Annotated in this window: 6 protein-coding genes; 2 read left to right on the forward strand and 4 right to left on the reverse strand. The window is 56.8% G+C overall.

The genetic code is table 11. The features are described 5' to 3' along the window. Window positions 1-76: 76 nt before the first annotated feature. Together NW828_RS08730 and rbsK are read right to left on the reverse strand one after the other, a co-directional pair. Window positions 77-820 (reverse strand): response regulator, encoded by a 744-nt coding sequence (locus NW828_RS08730; RefSeq protein ID WP_414356063.1) that lies wholly within the window; start codon window positions 818-820, stop codon window positions 77-79. Between the two features lie 253 nt (window positions 821-1073). Beyond that, a complete protein-coding gene (gene rbsK, locus NW828_RS08735; RefSeq protein ID WP_414383272.1) occupies window positions 1074-1991 on the reverse strand; it encodes a ribokinase in 918 nt (305 codons plus the stop codon). A 389-nt stretch (window positions 1992-2380) separates the two neighbouring features. Between rbsK and NW828_RS08740 the strand changes: the two genes are divergently transcribed. After that, entirely contained in the window at window positions 2381-2692 is a 312-nt protein-coding gene (locus tag NW828_RS08740) for a YbjQ family protein (protein WP_414330438.1), read from the forward strand. Between the two features lie 53 nt (window positions 2693-2745). Here the strand turns inward: NW828_RS08740 and NW828_RS08745 are convergent, their stop codons facing one another. Continuing rightward, entirely contained in the window at window positions 2746-3495 is a 750-nt protein-coding gene (locus NW828_RS08745) for a YebC/PmpR family DNA-binding transcriptional regulator (protein WP_011432973.1), read from the reverse strand. Window positions 3496-3797: 302 nt separating this feature from the next. Beyond that, the gene (locus NW828_RS08750; protein ID WP_414383274.1) at window positions 3798-4550 is read right to left on the reverse strand and encodes a hypothetical protein; all 753 of its coding nucleotides are present in this window, start codon (window positions 4548-4550) and stop codon (window positions 3798-3800) included. Between the two features lie 319 nt (window positions 4551-4869). Between NW828_RS08750 and NW828_RS08755 the strand changes: the two genes are divergently transcribed. Beyond that, on the forward strand, window positions 4870-5787 hold the full coding sequence (locus NW828_RS08755) for a CoB--CoM heterodisulfide reductase iron-sulfur subunit B family protein (RefSeq protein WP_414383276.1): 918 nt from the start codon (window positions 4870-4872) through the stop codon (window positions 5785-5787). The last annotated feature ends 213 nt before the right edge of the window (window positions 5788-6000 follow it).

A 6000-nucleotide genomic window follows, 5' to 3' on the forward strand; every position in this document is an offset into this window, starting at 1 on the left:
GTTTTGGCCCCGGTTCTTTTGGCGGGAGAATCGACCGGCAAGTGTTTGCCAAGGGCGATGACAGCTCAGACACTCTCTAGTCCAGCGGATCCAGTCGGTAGCGGCTGAGCCAGTGATCCAAATGCACTTCCTCCTCATCCAGCAGTTGGGCGTTGATCAACCCCCGTTTGAAAGCAAGGCGGATGGCTCTGGCCCGCAAGCTGAAGGTGGTTCCCCACTCGTCGCTCTCAATTTGGTCGTTGCTCACCTCTAGTTTGTCGTAGAGGTTGCGCAGACGGTTGGTTACCCCTCGGCGGGACAAAAAGCGCCGTGCAGCAATGGCCTGGTCGGTGAGGCCAAGGGCAATGTCGATCAACACTTCGTACTCGGCGTCGCTGAGACCGGTAATTTTGTTTTGTGAACGGGAATCGACTCCGCGCACCTCTCGGTCGATCACACATTGCTCATCCTGCACCACTGCTTGGATAGCGCTGACCAATTTTTCATCGGTGCAATTTTTCAAAAGGTAGCCATAGACGGTTTGCGGAGGCACGATCTTGTGCAGTTCCCGCACATAGACTTCATCGGCAAAATGCGACCAAAAAATGATGCGCGTGCTGGGGCACTCTGACCAAACCTGCCGCGCTACCTCGATCCCGGTCATCTCAGGCATGCGAATGTCCATCAACACAAAGTTGGGGTGGTGCTGACGGTAAAGTTCCAACGCCTCTCGGCCATTCGAGGCCATGTATACCGGGCCGAACTCAGGCAAATGTTGTGTTAGCAGGCTATGAACATGCTGACGGTAGAGAGCGTCATCTTCAGCAAGGAGGGTACTCACGGGCCTTTATCAGAATTACCGAATACTTTCTTTTCACTACCTAACTCTAAAGACACCCACAAGGGAAGACAAGGCACTATTGAGCAGTACTCAATGGAGCAAGGGATCCCCTCCGCCGGCTATGAGTAGCAGCTTGGAAAAAGGATTTGGCCCCGCTCTGTCCTGTGGAGGTTGCGGTTTCCCCATAGCGCTCACGCAAACGGCCAATGAACTTCTCCACCGCAGATGTTAAAAACTTTTGACAAGCGGCAGTCTAAGCTGTTTCTACGGCAGAGGCCAAAAATGCCTCGATCTCAGAGCGCTGGGGCAAGCTGGGTTGGGCTCCTGCACGGGTTACAACCAAGGCAGCGGCGGCATTGGCAAAACGCAGGGCTTCCCTCAGGGATCTGCCGGCAGCCAAACAGGCAGCTAAGGCCCCACAAAACCCATCTCCGGCAGCGGTGGTATCCACCACTTCCACAGGATGAGCTGGCCAATGGCCACTTTCTTCCCCATCTGCCCAGACCAGCCCTGCCCCTCCCAAGGTAAGGATAACGGTTGGGATCCCGTGTTTCTGCAGTTCTTGAGCCACCTTTTGGGCTTGTTCCGGCGTCTCCACAGGAGATTGGGCAAGGGCAGCCGCTTCGGTTTCGTTGAGCACCAAGTAGCGAACCCGGCGTAACAGGGATCCCGGCAATGGCACGATGGGCGCAGGGTTGAGCAAAATCGGGATCCCTTGGGCAAAGGCTTGTTCTGCTGCAGCTTGCACGGTGGGCAGGGGGATTTCCAGCTGCAGCAGGAGCAGGGCCGCTGGGGTAAAGGGAGGCAAATGCTCCGGCAGATAGCGACCATTGGCTCCAGGGCTGACCACGATTCTGTTTTGCCCGCCGGGATCCACTGTGATCAAAGCTAGGCCGCTGGGCCCCTCCAACTGCCTCAGGTGGCGGGTATCCACGCCGTTGTGCTCCAGGTTCTCTTGGAGCAGACGCCCAAACTCATCGGATCCCACCGCTCCCCACATTTCCACCTGGGCTCCCGCCCGCGCCGCTGCCACCGCTTGATTGGCTCCCTTACCGCCAGGGTAGGTGGCGTAGTCGGATCCCAGCACCGTTTCCCCAGGCCCAGGATGGCGTGGTACCTGCACCACCAAGTCCAGATTCAAGCTACCCACCACTCGGATCGGGCCTGCCATCGGGCTTGTGGGGAAATCCTGTTGGAAAAGCAGAGATCTAGAGATCTTTGGTTTGGATCCCTGGGCAGCTATTGTATCAGCCGCCGGTCTTGGCCAGGGATCCCCTTGAGCGCCCTACCACGCGGCAAGGGCTGATAGCAGTCGTGGTTTTTATTACCATCTATTTCAACTGATCGCGCTAGCGGGCCGGAGGCCTTAGCAGGAAGCAACCGGTCGTTTGTTTCACCTCAACGGTGAGATAAATGACTATGCGTTGTGGAACGGTTATCTGTAGGGATTGGTCGCCCTTCGACATATCGCCACTCTGCTGAAAACACAGGGCAAGAACCCGATTCCAAAGGTTGAGGATCCCGACTATCTTGGTGGGTGTTGACCCAGGAAGCAAGCTGATGTTGCTGACCACTACAGACGTGCTCCAAGGCAGAGAGGTTGAGCGTTACTTGGGCATTGTTACCGCCGAGGTAGTTTATGGCACCAATGTTCTACGGGACTTCCTTGCTACCCTCCGCAACATCATCGGGGGACGCACAAGAACCTATGAAGAAGTTCTCGAGAATGCCCAGAAAAAGGTTTTGGAAGAGTTGGAGCAGCGAGCCAAACGTTTGGGAGCAAATGGCATCCTAGGCGTTAGCATTCATACCAACATGAGCACGACAATGATCCTCGTTACCGCCGCCGGCACCGCCGTTAAGCTCCGCTGACGGATGCTTCTGTTGAAGGTTTCCCTTTCTCGGAAGATGATGGCAGCCTGTTCTCAGGCCAGGCTTTCCATCACCGCCTCGTCGATCTCGAAATTGGCATAGACATTCTGCACATCGTCTAGGTTGTCGAGACGCTCCATCAGGGCAAGCACTGACTTGGCCGTATCGGGATCCTCCACATGCACCTCAGTGGATGGGATCCAGCGGATGGCCGCATCTTGCACTGGGTAGCCCTCTTTTTTCAGGTAGGTGGCCACCTGCTCCAGCAAAGAGTAGTCGCAGTACACCTCTGCTCCTGTGCCTTCCACCTTGAAGTCGTCTCCTCCCGCTTCCGCCACCGCCAGCAACAGGGCTTCGGGATCCAACACCTCCTCCAGGCTGATCACCCCTTTTTGCCGGAACAGCCAGCTCACGCAGCCGGCTTCTCCCAAGCTGCCGCCGGTTTTGCTGAAGGCTTCTCGCACCTCGGCAGCCGTGCGGTTGCGGTTGTCGGTCATGGCCTCGATCAACACAGCCACCCCACCGGGGCCGTAGCCCTCGTAGCGAACTTCTTCCAGGGGGCTGTCGTCGCTCCAGTTGCCGGCTCCCTTGGCAATGGCTCGTTCAATGTTTTCGCTGGGCATCCCCGCTGCTTTGGCTTTCTCCACTGCCGCCCGCAACTGAAAATTCCCATCCGGATCTGGCAAGCCGTTGCGAGCTGCCACGATGATGGCCCGCGAGAGTTTGGTAAAGAGGCTGCCCTTTTTGGCATCTACACGGGCCTTTTGCCGTTTAATGTTGGCCCACTTGCTGTGTCCTGCCATGCCGCCACACACCAGTCAAGCAATGAATTGGAGGGATCCCTCCACTTTTGAAGCCTAGATCACCTCGGCTCAGGACTCAACCCCGCGACAACTGGGAGGGCACTGGCCTGGTCACAAATTATAGTTAGTTATTTCAAACAGCAGTGAAACGGTTTGTTATGTCGATTCCTAACTCCCTCTCCCAGAGAGAAACTGGGGGTAAGGGCAGCGGCGCGGAGCGCTTGGGGAGTATCTCAATCTGGTTTGAAATGACTATAACGAGGGATCCTTCACAACCCAGACTCAGCTACCCAACAAACCCATCAGGGCTGAATCGGCTGCCGCTGGATCACATCCCCTTGGGGCGGAGGCGGAGGGGCTGGGGTTTCTTGAGGGGTAGGCGTTGCCTCTATGGGAGGAGTTTCCCCAGGAGGCGGGGGCAGAGGGGGCACACCTTCTCCAGGCACAGGCCCAGGTGTAGGCGTGGGGGTTGGGGATGGAGTTAGAAAGGGCGTCACCTGTCCCAACAGCTCGGCATAGAAAATCGCATCTTGCTCTGGCCCAAAGCGCCCCACTTCCCAACGGTGACGGGGCACAAACATTGTTTGCAGCAGCACTTCCCGGCTGACAAAAGCGGGAGTACCCGAGAAGACGTAGCCATCGACAATGACTCGATTCAAATCGGGCCGAGTTTGAAACACTCGATCCACCTCCCGCAGCATCTCCGTATCCAGCCGCCCCAGCAGAGTTTCCAGGGTGTCTTCAGGGCTGATCGGTACCCGTACCGAAAAGCGGTAATCTTCGCAACGATAGTCCCCACAGATCTTGACCAGCTCGTTACGCACCCGGATTTGTGCCCCAGGATCCAAATTGCGCCCTGGCACTAAGACTTCCTCCTGGGGTTGCTGTTCGACCGGCTGGGCCCATAGCTGGAGTTGACTTGCCCATCCTGCCCAAACTAGGGATCCGAAAAACAAGCCAAATCCCAAGCCTTTCAGGGGAAGGCTCCAACCCAGACTGCCCTGCTTAGAGCGGGGTGAAAAGGGGAAATCGCGATCCTGGATCGGGCTGTTCATAAGGCGTTGACCGATTCCTCAGCGATGGCTACCGCCAAATCTACCCGACATCGGCTAGGGAGGCACTAGGCAGGGAGAAAAATAGGGTATCGGCTCCGAATGGTTTCAAAATAGGGGCAGATAAATAGGGAAGCTTTGACAAACTCCCTGTCCTGGGCAGCAACGGATGTGCTGTGGCAGCGCATGGGTGTAGGATCTTAGGCTCTGGGTTCCCGCTCTGCAGGCAGGCCAGTGCTCTGCTGTGTGGGCAATGGATCCATGGATTGTTATTACCGTTGAGATCGCAAACCCAATTCTCTTCTTCTTCTCACGTCTTCTCATGACCGCGGTTGTTCCTTCACCTTTGCGCTACGCCTACTACCCCGGCTGTGTGGCCCAGGGGGCCTGTCGTGAGCTGTATGACTCCACCGACCAGATTGCGCGGCATCTGGGCATTGAACTGGTAGAGCTGGAAGCCGCTTCCTGCTGTGGTTCGGGCACCTTCAAAGAAGAATCGGAGCTGCTGGAAGATACGGTGAATGCCCGCAACCTGGCTTTGGCAGAAGCGCTGGGGCTGCCGATGCTTACCCACTGCAGCACCTGTCAGGGGGTGTTGGGCCGCGTGAATGAAAAGTTGAAGGCTGCGAAAACCGCGAGTCCAGAGTACTTTCACCAGGTGCAGGCCCTGTGCCAGAAAGGAGGCTGCGAGAGCTGCTACCAGGGCACAGGCGATGTGCGCCATTTGCTGTGGGTGCTGTCTCATGACTACGGCCTGGAGCGATTGGCCCAACAGGTCAAACGGCCTCTCCTGGGACTGCGCTGCGCTGCCTTCTACGGGTGTTATCTGTTGCGGGCCTACGACATCTCCCGCTTTGATGTGGCGCGGGATCCCCATTTGATGGAGGATCTCTTCGAGCGTTTGGGGGCCACCCCCGTTTGGTATCGCGGGCGCACCCAGTGTTGCGGTTGGCCCATTTCCAGCTACGCCCTGCAGCAGTCTTTCTCGATGGCAGGCCGGCATCTCGTAGAGGCAATAGAGGCGGGAGCCGATTGTTTGGTTACCCCCTGTCCTCTATGTCACCTCAACTTGGACTCTCGGCAGCCGGAGGTGGAACAGGTGATCGGGCGCAAGCTGGGGATCCCGATCCTGCATTTGCCACAATTGGTGGGCCTGGCCCTGGGGATCCCAGCGGAAAACTTGGGACTGAACCGCCATGTAGTACGGGTGGAAAGAGCCCTGCAAAAAATAGGCCGCTAAATCCCACTTGATGGCTGGGGGATCCCTGGGCAAACATCAGGTGGGTTCTGCCTGGGAAGGATATGCTATTCTGCCCAGCAAGGTACCCGTCCTTGTTCAAAAACCGCAAAGATCCTCGTAAGCTTAGATCCACCTACTGATACATTTACGCTGAACACTGCTGAACATCACTGTTCAACTATGCAGCGATAGCATTCTGTTTGTTTCCAACCA

The organism is Synechococcus sp. W55.2, from assembly GCF_047461635.1.
GTDB lineage: Bacteria > Cyanobacteriota > Cyanobacteriia > Thermostichales > Thermostichaceae > Thermostichus.